We start from the raw sequence: 14,094 nt of genomic DNA, 5'->3' as shown, positions 1-14,094 counted from the left end.
CAAAAAGAAACTGTCCTTGCGAAGGAGGCCCGACGGTGGCAATCTCTTGAAATGGATTCCTTATCCATAAAGAAACAGATTCACATTTTTTTTATTGAAAAATCTCGGAAGGACATATCATTTCATGCTCGAATAATATTCCAAACGATTATAAATTCTTTATCTCCGCTTTTTCTTCTTTAAAAACTTTAATTTTTGGAAGCTCCAAAATGGCTAAATCAATATACTTAATCGCTGCTTCTTTATTTTTGGAATGCTTATAAATTTGCGCTAATCTATAATTTGCCCAAGCAACAGGAACACCATCTTCTGCCGAATAATTTTCAATATACTTTTGCAAACACTGTTCGCCCTTTTGTAACTGCACATTATACTCCGCAGCCACTTTTCCTATTTGATAATGCAAAGCATTTCGTTTGTGCTTTGCTTCCGATGCCACAATAGTTTCTAAGGCTTTTTCAGGTTCATTTATGTTTTCGTAAAAACTAGAAAGCTTTTGATAACAGGTTAAAGATCCGCCTTCGGTAATGGCTTGTTTATAATATTTTTCGGCAAGTTCTGGTTGCGCATCATATTCATAAATATATCCTTTTGCCAAATAGCCATCTACTTTAGATAAAGCTTCTAGCTCATTTGCATATTGCATGGATTTGCTTTGGCTTCCGCCAATAATTCCGGGTAATTGCATATACAATTCCACCAAAGCCCAACGTGTTTCAATATGTTTTACATCTAATTTAGCAGCTGTCAAAAAAGCTTCTTTAACATCGCCAATTATAGATAAAGCCATTATTTTATTGACACTTAAAGCTTTCATACCTAGAGCGCCTCCGTATTTATAATGATAATTTGCTTCTAATGGTTTTGCGGAAACTAATTTTTCATATTGAATAATAGCATCATCCCATTTTTTCTGATACCCATACGCATCCCCAAAAAGTTCGATTGCTTTTTCGTTTTTCGGATTTTCAGAAACGTAATCCGCCAATAACTGTTCTGCTTTTACATATTTTTTCTGCTGAAGATATCCTTCTGCTTTATCCAGACTTGGTTGACTAAAGCTGAATAATGGAAATAATAAAAAAACATAAAAAAGTCGCATAAGATAAAAGTCTGTAAAGCAAAGATAACCTTTCATAAACTAAATGGAAAAAGCTACGTTTCCTTAAAAAAAAGTTAACTTCACTCATACAAACGCCAGAATCCCTAATTCTGTATTTTTTGGAACACATTTTGAAGTTAGTTTTACGTAAAACTATGAATATGAAAAAAATCACCACTATATTTATGATTATCCTTTTTGCTAATTTTTCACAAGCACAAACCAACAATTACGAAAGTCTTTGGAAGGAAATTGCCCAATTGGAAAAAGAAGGATTAACAAAATCAGCATTAAAAGCGGTTGAAGCCATTAGCAAAAAAGCAAGAGCAGATAAGAACTCTCCACAAATTATAAAAGCACTTCTGTATAAAAGTAAATATGCACTAACACTGGAAGAAGAGGCGCAACTAAACATTATAAACGATTTTAAAGAAGCAATTAATGAAAATGTTTCTCCTACCAAAAATGTATTAGAAAGCATGCTTGCCAACTTGTATTGGCAATATTTTCAGGATAACAGATATGCATTTTATAACCGAACAAAAACGGAAGAAAAAGTAGACGCTACAGATTTTAGAACTTGGGATTTACAAACGCTATTTGCAGAGATTAACACGTATTACGAAAGTTCTCTAAAAAACGGTTTATTGTTACAACAAACAAGTTTAAACAATTACACCACTCTTTTACAAGAACAAGAAAACTCCAAAATATTTAGACCTACGCTTTTCGATTTATTAAATCATAATGCATTACAGTTTTACAAAACAGACGAGAATAGCATCACTAAACCTGCTTACAAGTTTGAAATCAACAAAGAAGAATACCTTAGTGAAGCGGCCGCTTTTTCTAAACTAAAAATCACTTCCAAAGACAGCACTTCCTTGCAGCTTCATGCTTTAAAAATATATCAAGATCTAATTCAGTTTCATAGTAAGGATAAATCACCAGAAGCTTTAGCAGATGTAAATATTAAAAGGCTGAATTTTGTTAGAAACCATGCAACCTTCAAAAATAAAGATGCTATTTATTTAAATGCACTTCAAGCGGAAAGCAAACAGCTAAAAGGTAATGCTGCTTCTGGTTTATATGATTTTGAAATTGCAACTTTTTATGTTCAGCAAGGAAACGATTTTCAACCAGAAACAAAAGAAGAAAACCGTTGGAAAAACAAGGAAGCTCTTGCTCTTTGTGATGCTGTTATTGCACAATTCCCAAAAAGTATTGGGGCTCAAAAATGCCAAGTTTTAAAACAGCAAATCTTACAAGAAAGTTTACAAATTACTACAGAAACCAATTTACCAATTCAAAAAGAAGCTCGGCTTTTAATTCGTTATAAAAACATGAGTGATTTGTCTTTTACGGTATATAAAATAACCGAAAACGAATTAGAACAGTTAAACAAAACCTATAGAAAAGAAGAACAGTTTGCTTTTATAAAAGATCTAAAACTAGTAACCAATTGGAAAAGCAGCTTACGTAACGAAAACGATTACCAATCACATACTACCGAAGTTATTGTACCTAAATTAGGCAATGGTCGTTATATCTTTTTAGCGGAAACAACAGATAACACTAGCACTTTCGGGTTTACAAATGCACAAATCACCGACATGGCAGTTGTAGAAAACACGATAAATGACAAAACCGTTTTTCAAGTTATAGATAGAAATAACGGAAAACCAATTCCGGATGCCAAACTTAAAATCAGTTATTTAAAAAATAATAATCGTACGCGAGTTTCAGAAAACGTAATCACGAATACCAAAGGTGAAGCCTCCGTTTCTAAATCTGTAGAAAGATATAGTAATGTAAAAATTGAAGTCCGTCATAACGACGAGAAAGCGTACTTTGGCGATTATTACATTTATCAACGTAATTACAACCAGCCCGATAAAAATAAAGAAACCTATAAAGGGTTCCTTTTTACAGACCGAAGTATTTACAGACCAGGACAAACAGTTTTCTTTAAAGGTATTGCCATGAAAACTAAAGATGGCAAATCGGAAGTATTTACAAACACAAAACTAACCGTTACTCTAAAAGACGCGAATTATCAAGAACTAAAAACGTTAGAATTTGTTACCAATGCATTTGGTTCTTTTCAGGGAGAATTCATTTTACCAAACACAGGATTAACAGGAAATTTCAACTTAAATATTTCTTCCGAAAAAGTAAATTTAAATGGAAACGCAAATATTTCCGTAGAAGAATACAAACGACCAAAATTTGAAGCGACCTTTCTTCCTGTTACAGAAACCTATAAAGTAAACGATGAAATTACTATAAAAGGAAATGCACTTGCTTACGCGGGAAGTACTATTACAGATGCAAAAGTGGTATATCGAGTACATAGAAAAGTACAATATCCGAGATGGTATTATTGGTATCGTCCTTATTTTTCTAGCGAACCTCAAGAAATAAAACATGGAGAAAGTAAAACGAATGATAAAGGCGAGTTTGAAATTACTTTTAAAGCACAACCAGACCAAAGTGCAGACAACAATAGCTTACCAATTTTTCATTATGAAGTAACCGCAGATATTACAGATCTTAATGGCGAAACACGAAGTGCTACTACCACTGTAAATGTTGGTTATCATGCTTTATTAGCGAATCTTTCTATTGCTGATAAATTAGAAAAAAGCAATAAAAACCATACTTTAAAAATAGATACTAAAAACTTAAATGGCGAATTTGTTCCTGCAAAAGGAAGCATTAAAATCTATAAACTAGAAGCGCCCAAACAAGTTTTAAGACCAAGACCTTGGACTGCTCCAGATTATCAAGATATCACAGAAAGTGAATTTAAAAATACCTTTCCGCACGAAGCATATAAAGACGAACACAATAGCACTACCTGGAAAAAAGGCAAACTTGTTTTAGACGAAAAATTTGATACTTCAAAAGCGAAAGAGTTCGATTTAGGAAACCTTAAAAAATGGGAATCTGGCGGGTATGTTATTCTTCTAGAAAGCAAAGATAAATTCGGACAAGAAGTAAAAGACGAAATGAAAACAACTCTTTTTGGTGATAAGGACGAAACGCTAGCAGACAACCAGCTTTTTAGTATTACCACTAATAAAGACGCCTATCAAGCTGGCGAAACGGCAATAGTAACTTTTGCTTCGGCGGCAACAGATGTATATCTAACGGTTACTGTAGACAAGCAACATGAGATTATCAAGCAAGAGGTTATTCACTTAAACAATAACAAAAAAACGATTCGTATTCCTGTGACCAAAGAAGATGTTGGTGGCTTTGTAGTACAATATAGTTTGTCTGCTTTTAATAGTTATGATGCAGGAACTTTAAACATAACTGTTCCGTATCCAAAAACCGAATTAGAAATAGAAACGCTAACCTTTAGAGATAAACTGCAACCCGGAACAGAGGAAACTTGGAGCTTTAAAATTAAAGGACCGCAAGGAGAAAAAGTTAGTGCAGAGTTATTGGCAAGTATGTATGATGCTTCACTAGATCCGTTTAAACCTCACAGTTGGAATTTTAATCCGATTAGCCCACAAAACTATTACACATATAATCGAGCAAATGCAAGACAGAGTTTTGGTACTACTGGGTTTAGAGTGTATAATCAAAATAGAAATACAGTATCCTATTCGCAGCAAAATTATGATCAATGGAATTGGTTTGGTTTTTATTTTGGTCATGGAAGGCTTATGTATGAAGCAGAGTATATGGTTAAAAGTGCTTCTAGATCTAAAAGAGTTGCTGGAGCCCCAGTTGCTGAAATGAATATGGCAGGAGAAGAATTAGACGAAGAAGTTATCACTGTTGCTGATGCTTTAAGCGGAAAGACAGCAGGAATAAACACCACTGATAATACAGAAACAACCAAAGAAGAAACTGATTTCTCTGGTGTTACTATTAGGGAAAACTTACAAGAAACCGCATTTTTCTTTCCGCAATTACAAACAGACAAAAACGGAAACATAAGCTTTAGTTTTACTACTCCGGAAGCTTTAACCAAATGGAATCTACAATTATTAGCACATACTAAAAACCTAGAAAGCACGATTACTAGTTTAGAAACAGTTACTCAAAAAGAGTTAATGGTAATACCAAATGCGCCTCGTTTTTTACGTGAAGGAGATGAAATTGTTATTAGCTCTAAAATTGCAAATCTTACCGAAAAGCAAATTTCTGGTGAAGCTGTGCTTCAACTTTTTGATGCTACAACTGGCGAACGTATTGACAAAAAATTGTACACAGAAGCAGAAATTCCTAGTCCGAATTATTCTGGAACCTACGGAACTAGAGAATTTACAGTAGACGCCAATGGAAATACACAAGTGGCTTGGCTGTTATACATTCCGGAAGATATAGCAGCAGTACAATACAAAATTATTGCACAATCTGGTAAATATAGTGATGGCGAGCAAAACGTGCTTCCTGTATTAACCAATAGAATGTTGGTGACAGAAACGCTTCCTATGTGGATTAAAAGTAACGAAACAAAAACCTTTACTTTAGATAAGTTAAAGAATACAACTTCAACCACGCTTAAAAATCATAACCTAACGTTAGAAATGACTAGCAATCCTGCATGGTATGCTGTGCAAGCGCTTCCGTATTTAATGGAATATCCTTATGATTGCAATGAGCAAACCTTCAGCAGATATTATGCAAATGCTTTGGCAAGTCATATTGCAAATAGCAATCCGAGAATTCAAGATGTTTTTAACCAATGGAAAAACACAGATGCATTACTTTCTAACTTAGAAAAGAATGAAGAATTGAAGTCCCTTTTAATTCAAGAAACGCCTTGGTTACGCGATGCACAAAGTGAATCCGAACAGAAAAAACGAATTGCTTTGTTATTCGATTTAAACAAAATGAATAATGAATTACAATCGGCAAAACGCAAATTAGAACAAAATCAAATGCAAAATGGTGCTTGGTCTTGGTTTGCTGGCGGAAGAGAAAACCGTTACATCACACAACATATCATTACTGGTTTTGGACATTTAGATAAACTTGGTATCACGCCGAGTGGCGTCGAGACGTCTTCTATGATTGAAAAAGCAATTGATTATTTAGATGCAGAATTTATTCAGGAATACAAAAACATCAAAAAATATAACAAAGATATCGACTTAAGTAAAGATCATTTAAGCTACACACAATTGCATTATTTATACATGCGAAGCTTTTTCCCTGAAATTAAAAAGAGCCAAGAAGTACAAGAGATTACCAATTATTATCAAACGCAAATAGAGAAATATTGGTTGTCTAGAAGTTTATATGCAAAAGGAATGATGGCTTTAGTTGCTGAAAGATTCGATGATACAAAAACTGCAAAAGCCATTTTAAAATCGTTAAAAGAAAACAGTATTACTAGCGAAGAATTAGGAATGTATTGGAAAGCAAATACAAATTCTTGGTATTGGTATCAAGCGCCAATAGAAACGCAAGCTTTATTAATTGAAGCGTTTGCCGAAATTGAAAAGGATACAGAAACCATCGACAATCTAAAAATATGGCTCCTTAAAAATAAGCAAACCAACCGTTGGAAAACCACCAAGGCAACCACCGAAGCTGTCTATGCTTTATTATTACAAGGAAGCGATTGGTTATCGGTTACAGATATGGTTGATATTGTAATTGGGAACCAAGAAATAGATCCTAAAAAATTGGAAGATGTACAAGTGGAAGCTGGAACTGGTTATTTTAAAACGTCTTGGAAAGGCGAAGAGATAAAACCAGAAATGGCAGAAGTGAAGATTACTAAAAAAGGAAAAGGAATCGCTTGGGGAAGTTTGTACTGGCAATATTTTGAAGATTTAGATAAAATTACATCAGCAGAAACGCCGTTAAAATTGAAGAAAAAACTATTCCTAAAAAAGAATACCGATTTAGGGGAAGAACTTCAAGAAGTTACTATAGACACGAAGTTACAGGTTGGCGATTTAGTACGTGTTCGTATAGAATTAAAAAGCGATCGTGCTATGGAATTTGTACATATGAAAGATATGCGAGCTTCTGGTTTAGAGCCAATAAATGTACTTTCGCATTATAAATGGCAGGATGGATTGGGCTATTATGAAGCTACAAAAGACGCTTCGACTAATTTCTTTTTCGACTATTTACCTAAAGGTATTTTTGTATTTGAGTATGACTTACGTGTTAATAATTCGGGTTATATGAGTAATGGAATTACAACTATTCAAAGTATGTATGCGCCAGAATTTAGTAGTCATAGCGAAGGCGTTAAAATCACAGTAGAATAGAAAATTCCTGCGTAGGCAGGAATCTCTTGAATAAAGACTAAAATTATTAGTACACTCAGATTTGCAGCCTTTTCAAAGAGATGCGCTGAGAGATTTTCCTAACTAAAAAACCAAAGTATCTTTTTAAGTTCCCTTCCCTTATTTCAAGGGAAGGTGAATTTAGTCCAACACATCGGAATAAAAACGGAAGCGTTTTCTTATTCTAAAATTCTGGAAAAATATTATTACACTCAGATTTACAGCATTTACAAAGAGACGCACGCAGAGATTTTCCTAACTAAAAAACCAAAGTATCTTTTTAAGTTCCCTTCCCTTATTTCAAGGGAAGGTGTCCGAAGGATGGAAAGGTTTTAATCCCCTTTTCATCAAAAAAGGAGAACTACTTATAGTCCTTCTTTTTTACACCTATAATTCTAATACAATCTCATTAATGTGTAACTTTAACCATTCCTAATTAGCTACATTTAGATGACTCCTAGAATATTTAAATATTTCTCACTTATAATACTTCTATTTTCTATGCTTTCTTGTGCTTCAAAAAGGCAAGTTACTGCAGAAGACATAATAGTAATAGAGGAAACTAAAACTATTGAAACTTCCAAAATTCTTTTTTTAAATTATCTATTGGTTAAAAATACTGGAGGTAAAAAAAGCATCACTTTAATAAATCAAATTAATACCGAAGGAAAATTAAAAGGCAAACCAGAAAACATACCAAACGCGACTATTGGTGATCTAGAATATATGCTTCTAGATAAAGACTTTAAAGCGATTAAAAAATATGCTTTAAAAAATCCGTTAAAAAAAACAGTGGAGTTTGTTAATGATTATGGTAATTTTGAAAAAAAAGTTTTAGACTTAGATAGTGTACAATTCTCTATTAGAATGCAAGTATCTCCGGAAGCTAAACATATTGTAATTTCAGAAATAACCAACGCAGCCCCAATAAAACACATTACTACCAAAATAGATTAGATATGAAAAAAATATTACTTTTAATACTTCTTGTTTTTAATCTTCAGTTGGTTTTTTCCCAAATTTTTGATGTACAAAAAATAAAAGATTCTGGTGATGACAACAAACGAATCAACCTCGTTATTTTAAGTGAAGGTTATCAAACAAGTGAACTTGCACAATTTGAAATAGACGCAACTAGTTTTATGAATGATTTATTTGCGGATGAACCCTTTGCTAGTTATGAAAACTACTTTAATGTACATATAGTAAAAGTTATTTCTACAGAAAGTGGTGCAGCGCATTCAGGAACTGCTGCAGACGAAGCAAGCTACACGGTGCCGACACAAATTGTAAACAACTATTTTGATACAGCCTATGATAGTTATAACATTCACAGATTACTTTATACCGAAAACCAAGGAACCATTGCTACTGTTTTAGCTATGAATTTCCCTATGTATGATCAAGCGATGATATTAGTAAATTCTACTTATTATGGAGGTAGCGGAGGAATGTTTCCTATTGCTTCTACCGGACAAGATGGTGGCGAAATTGCTATTCATGAAATCGGACATTCGTTTGCAGATTTAAAAGACGAATATTACCCTGGTGATATGCTAGCTGCAGAAGCCATTAATATGACGCAACAAACAGATCCTACTTTAGTAAAATGGAAAAACTGGATAGGTATTAATAATATAGGTATTTATCCTTATGCTGCTTCTGGAACTGCTGCTACATGGAATAGACCTCACGAATTTTGCAAAATGCGCTATTTAGGCTATCCTTTTTGCTCGGTTTGTAAAGAAGGAATTATAGAGAAAATTCATAGTTTAGTTTCTACTATTGATTCGTATACACCAACAGAAGCTACTATAAGTAATCCTTCCTTTCCTTTAGGTTTTCAAATAAACACCATACCAACATTAACAACAAATACTTTAGAAAACACTTGGACACTTAACAGTACTAGTTTTGCAACCAATGTAGATGCTTTAAACCTATTAGAAAGCGATTTAAATGCTGGAACAAATAACTTAACTGCAGTGGTACATGATGCGACCACTTTAATTAATATAGATGGTCATGAATCTATTCACGTAGCAACAGTTTCTTGGACCATTGATAATACTTTAGGTATTCAAGATGTTGTTGCTAATGATTTTAGTTTAACGATGTATCCAAATCCTGCTAATAACGTAGTTCATTTTAAATTAGAAAACACCTTAGCCAATACTGTTATTGTAAAAATAGCAAGTATGGATGGTAAAGAAGTAAAAACTATAAACCTTACGAATAACCAAAACACACCAATCGATATTAGTGCTTTAAGTCAAGGATTATACATTACTAACTTTTATGCAAACAATGTTTTAATCGCTAGTAAAAAGCTAATTAAGAACTAGTTTTCTATTTTTGTTGCGGAGGATATTTTTTAAATACTTTTTCTACAAGTGCTTGCAGACTTGCCTCTCGTTTTTCTGGATTTGCATTTGGATTATATGTACTTTCACTCGTTGCTTGCCAAAAGAGGCCAATACCATTTTCGTCTATAAAATCGAATATAATTTGTCTTGTTGTTTTTGCTTGTCCAATAGGAATACCAATACCAACGCCACCTCCAACATTTCTTCCTGTTCCGCCAACGCCTACTCCAACAGTACTTCGCTGTTCTTTTGGATATTCTTTACTTTGAATATTAATAAAGAAATCTGGAGTCTCGGAAACAGAGAATCCCTGAAGCTGTAACTGATTATCTAAGACATAAAACAATCGCTTAGCATCTAATTCGCTTAAACCGGTTTCTATATCCGAATAATAATTATAGGTTTTATATTTAGAAAAATCGGTGCCTTTTTCAAAATCTGTAGTGAGATAAATTGGCGCGCAAGCGGTAACTAGAAATGATAATAGTAATATTTTAATAGATTTCATAGGAATTATTTTTTTGTAAAAATAATCAAAAACTATTCCAATAAAAAACTACCATGTAGATGGTAGTTTTAAAGTAATCCTAATATATGATGTATCGCGTTAAGGATTGTAGTGGCATCCTTTTATTTTATTTCAAAATAAAAGATACAACGAAAAGCCTGACACTATGCAGCCTAAGCGTAGTAGTGTAACGCCAAAAAATTAATCATTTAACATATTCCAGAGCTTATCTTTAAGTGCTGTTAAGCCTTGTTGTGCTACCGAAGAGATAAACATATAATCTATTGGTAAGGTATTATCTAATTCTTCTTTTAATTCTGCTTGTAGTTCTGCATCCAACATATCACTTTTAGAAATAGCTATCATACGATCTTTATCTAGCATTTCTGGATTGTAACGTCTTAATTCATCTAACAGAATATCGTATTGTTTTTTAATATCTTCCGCATCTGCAGGAATTAAAAATAACAAAATAGAGTTACGCTCAATATGACGTAAAAAGTAATAACCAAGACCTTTTCCTTCTGCTGCACCTTCAATAATACCAGGAATATCTGCCATTACAAAAGATTGAAATTCTCTATGTTTTACAATCCCTAAGTTAGGTTTTAGCGTGGTAAACTCATAATCTGCAATTTTTGGTTTTGCAGAAGTAACTACAGAAAGTAAGGTAGATTTTCCTGCATTAGGGAAACCTACTAAACCAACATCTGCTAGCAATTTTAATTCTAAGGTAACATCTTTTTCCTCTAACGGAATTCCTGGTTGCGCATAACGAGGTGTTTGGTTGGTAGAACTTTTAAAATGCCAGTTACCACGACCACCTTTTCCTCCTTCTGCAATGATTCTTTCTTCACCTTCTTCGGTAATTTCAAAAAGAACATCATTGGTTTCTGTATCTCTAACTACAGTTCCTAATGGCACTTCTACATATTGATCTTCACCATCTGCACCAGAACTTCTTCCGCTACTTCCATGTCCACCATGTGTAGCTCTTACGTGTCTCTTAAATTTTAAGTGTATCAGTGTCCAAAGATTGGAACTTCCTCTAAGAATGACGTGACCACCACGACCTCCATCTCCACCATCTGGGCCACCTTTTTCTAAATATTTTTCGCGATGTAAATGCGTTGATCCTTGTCCTCCATTTCCAGAAGAAACATGCATTTTTACGTAGTCTACGAAATTGCCTTCAGTCATAATTATCTTTTGTAAAAACTTTAATTTGAAAAATTCCTGACAACCACTAGTTGTCCTCCTTATTATTTCAAATTTTCCGTTGTAAATATCCCATCAAAACAGGGAATTGTATTTTATAAACGTTTGATACTGCTACTTTTCGATTGCGCTCCAAGTAGCATTCTTACATTTATAGTGTATCGATTACTATATTTAATCGCTTTGTAATATCTTCAATACCACCAACACCATCTACACCAAAATACTTATCTTGTGCAGAGTAGTAATCTTTTAAAATTGCGGTTTCATTATAATAAATCTTAATTCTGTTTCTTATAATTGCTTCATCAGAATCATCTTTTCTTCCGCTAGTTTTACCTCTTTCCAGTAAACGTTGTACTAGCACTTCATCTTCTACTTCTAGCGCAACCATTGCACTAACTTTAGAATCTTTAGCTTCAAGTATTTTATCCAAAGCTTCCGCTTGTGCTTCATTTCTAGGAAAACCATCAAATATAAATCCTTTGGCGTCCGAATTTCTATCTACTTCCGCTTCCAACATATCAATAGTCACTTGATCTGGAACCAATTCGCCTTTATCCATAAAAGATTTAGCGAGCATCCCTAAAGCAGTTTCGTTTTTTATATTATAACGAAACACATCACCTGTAGAGATATGTACTAAATTATATTTTTCCTTTAAAAAATTAGCTTGTGTTCCTTTTCCTGCTCCTGGAGGTCCAAATAGGACTAAATTTGTCATGTGTTGGGTTGTTTGTAATTGATATACTTCTGGTAAATCTCTTCCTAATCCATTATAATCTAAACCATAACCAACAATAAACCTGTCCGGAATTTCAATTCCGACATAATGCAGTTTAAAGTCTTTTTTATATGCTTCTGGTTTAAAAAACAAAGTAGCTATTAGTAACGATTTAGCATTTTCGTTTTTAAAAATTCGATGTACTTCTGCTAATGTTTTTCCAGAGTCTATAATATCTTCTAGAATCACAACGGTACGTCCTGTTAAATCCTGTGTTAAACCAATAAGTCTTTGTATGTCGTCTGTCGATTTTATCCCTTCATAAGAAGCAAGTTTTATAAAAGTAACTTCGCAAGGTTTCGGGTATTTTTTAACAAAATCACTGACTAGCATAAAAGAGCCATTTAAAATACCTATAAATACAGGTACTATATCTCCTAGGTCTGCAGCAACATCATCCGCCATTTTTTGAACAGCAGCATCAATTTTTTCTGCCGAAATAAATGGTTTAAAATATAAATCGTCTAGCTTAATCATGTAAGACTAACTTGTTTTTTATTAATTCTTTGCAAAGATAATTCTTTTAGTTAGAAGTCAGAAGCTAGAAACTGGAAGTTTTTAAAACTCATTCTAATTTTAAGTGTATTTTTGTAGTATTAGATCGATTTTTAAAACAAATGTTTCATTAAAAACAAATTTTCGCTGGAGTCTATCTTAAGCGAAGTCGAAAGACAGAAAACATATGAATTATTTTTCTTCAAATTTTAAACTTGGTATTCTTGGTGGCGGACAACTTGGCAAAATGCTACTCACCGAAACTAGAAAACTAGATATTTACACCTGTGTTTTAGACGGAAGCACAGAAGCACCTTGTAAAATAGGAAGCAATGAATTTCATTTAGGAAGCTTAATGGATTTTGAAACGGTGTACCAATTTGGAAAACAAGTAGATGTACTTACTATAGAAATTGAAAACGTAAATGTAGATGCGCTTGAAAAGTTAGAAAAAGAAGGAGTTACCGTATATCCTTCATCAAAGACGCTCCGCATTATTCAAAATAAAGCAAAACAGAAGTTATTTTATATCGATCATAATTTACCAACTGCACCATTTTCTCGTTTTGCATACCTTTCTGAAATTGAAGACGCTGTAGATAACGGCGGATTACAATTCCCTTTTGTATGGAAAGCCGCACAATTTGGCTATGATGGTAATGGCGTAAAAGTAGTTAGAAGTTTAGAAGATTTAAAAGGGTTACCAACTGGCGAATGTATTGCTGAAGCATTAATTCCTTTTAAAAATGAATTAGCGGTTATTGTTTCTAGAAATGCAAAAGGTGATGTAAAAACGTTTCCTGTTGTAGAAATGGAATTTCATCCAGAAGCAAATCAAGTAGAATATGTAATCTGTCCGGCACGAATTGATACTGAGATTGCTGAAAAAGCAGAAGAAGTAGCTTTAAAAGCATCCCAAGCATTTAAACATGTTGGTTTGTTGGCTGTTGAAATGTTTTTAACGCAAGACAATAAAATATTAATCAACGAAGTAGCACCAAGACCACACAATTCTGGACATCAAACTATTGAGGCGAATTATACTTCGCAGTTTGAGCAACACATAAGAGCCATTTTAAATTTACCTTTAGGAAGCACAGCAAATAAAGGTGGTGGAATCATGGTAAATCTTGTTGGTGCAGAAGGTTATACAGGAAGTGTTATTTATGAAAACATGGAAGTCATTATGAATATGGAAGGTGTAACACCTCATATTTATGGTAAAAAAGAAACACGCCCTTTTAGAAAAATGGGACATGTTACTATTGTAAATCAAGATATCAACGAAGCACGTAAAATTGCGGAACAGGTTAAGAATACGATAAAAGTGATTAGCGAATAAGTTTTGTATT

The 14,094-nt window shown here is 33.4% G+C and carries 8 protein-coding genes; 4 read left to right on the top strand and 4 right to left on the bottom strand.

The window, feature by feature from the left end; all coding sequences use genetic code 11:
• Window positions 1-148: 148 nt before the first annotated feature.
• A complete protein-coding gene (locus tag ACVCXO_RS05720) occupies window positions 149-1,102 on the bottom strand; it encodes a tetratricopeptide repeat protein (protein ID WP_452228638.1) in 954 nt (317 codons plus the stop codon).
• 161 nt (window positions 1,103-1,263) lie between these two features.
• On the opposite strand from ACVCXO_RS05720, the gene ACVCXO_RS05715 reads away from it, so the two are divergent.
• The 3 genes from ACVCXO_RS05715 to ACVCXO_RS05705 all read left to right on the top strand — a co-directional run bounded on the left by ACVCXO_RS05715 (window position 1,264) and on the right by ACVCXO_RS05705 (window position 9,716).
• The gene (locus ACVCXO_RS05715) at window positions 1,264-7,353 is read left to right on the top strand and encodes an alpha-2-macroglobulin family protein (RefSeq protein ID WP_452228637.1); all 6,090 of its coding nucleotides are present in this window, start codon (window positions 1,264-1,266) and stop codon (window positions 7,351-7,353) included.
• A gap of 468 nt (window positions 7,354-7,821) precedes the next feature.
• Complete coding sequence (locus ACVCXO_RS05710; protein WP_452228636.1) at window positions 7,822-8,328, top strand: hypothetical protein; 507 nt, start codon at window positions 7,822-7,824, stop codon at window positions 8,326-8,328.
• A 2-nt stretch (window positions 8,329-8,330) separates the two neighbouring features.
• On the top strand, window positions 8,331-9,716 hold the full coding sequence (locus ACVCXO_RS05705) for a M64 family metallopeptidase (RefSeq protein WP_452228635.1): 1,386 nt from the start codon (window positions 8,331-8,333) through the stop codon (window positions 9,714-9,716).
• Between the two features lie 4 nt (window positions 9,717-9,720).
• Here the strand turns inward: ACVCXO_RS05705 and ACVCXO_RS05700 are convergent, their stop codons facing one another.
• The 3 genes from ACVCXO_RS05700 to ACVCXO_RS05690 form a co-directional block, all read right to left on the bottom strand.
• A complete protein-coding gene (locus ACVCXO_RS05700; RefSeq protein WP_452228634.1) occupies window positions 9,721-10,245 on the bottom strand; it encodes a DUF4136 domain-containing protein in 525 nt (174 codons plus the stop codon).
• Between the two features lie 201 nt (window positions 10,246-10,446).
• A complete protein-coding gene (gene obgE / locus ACVCXO_RS05695; protein ID WP_452228633.1) occupies window positions 10,447-11,445 on the bottom strand; it encodes a GTPase ObgE in 999 nt (332 codons plus the stop codon).
• Between the two features lie 169 nt (window positions 11,446-11,614).
• Window positions 11,615-12,724, bottom strand: a complete 1,110-nt coding sequence (locus ACVCXO_RS05690; protein ID WP_452228632.1) for an adenylate kinase — start codon at window positions 12,722-12,724, stop codon at window positions 11,615-11,617.
• Between the two features lie 205 nt (window positions 12,725-12,929).
• Between ACVCXO_RS05690 and ACVCXO_RS05685 the strand changes: the two genes are divergently transcribed.
• Window positions 12,930-14,084, top strand: a complete 1,155-nt coding sequence (locus ACVCXO_RS05685; RefSeq protein WP_452228631.1) for a 5-(carboxyamino)imidazole ribonucleotide synthase — start codon at window positions 12,930-12,932, stop codon at window positions 14,082-14,084.
• Window positions 14,085-14,094: the final 10 nt, after the last annotated feature.

It is taken from the genome of Lacinutrix sp. MEBiC02404, from assembly GCF_053601575.1.
The sequence above is the reverse complement of the archived record's forward strand: the minus strand, read 5'-3'. Positions and strand labels throughout refer to the sequence as shown.